This window comes from Micromonospora sp. LOL_013, assembly GCF_048060315.1.
Taxonomy (GTDB): Bacteria; Actinomycetota; Actinomycetes; order Mycobacteriales; family Micromonosporaceae; genus Micromonospora_E.
Window position 1 is genome coordinate 1 of sequence record NZ_JBHMIQ010000133.1, and the last position, 243, is coordinate 243.

Genomic DNA, 243 nt, shown 5'->3' on the forward strand with positions numbered 1-243 from the left:
GGGGTGCAGGTCGGCCAGCCGGCGCATGACCAGACCGGGCAGGTAGGCCACCTGGTGGCCGTAGGCGCGGGCGACCGCGACGGGCAGCGCGCCGATCGACGCGGGCTGGTCGACCACGGCCAGGATCCGGCCGTGTCGGGCGAGTTTGTCGAACAGTTTCCGTAGCCCGGCTTCGGTGTTGGGCAGTGTCGCGTCGTGCAGCCTCTTGCCGTGGCGGTTCAACGCGACCGCGTGGTGTCCTTC

At 71.2% G+C, this 243-nt stretch carries 1 protein-coding gene; it reads right to left on the bottom strand.

The window, feature by feature from the left end; translation table 11 throughout:
- Positions 1-243: IS110 family transposase (locus ACFHWS_RS28645; RefSeq protein WP_416569601.1), on the bottom strand; the 243-nt coding region annotated here is incomplete at both ends.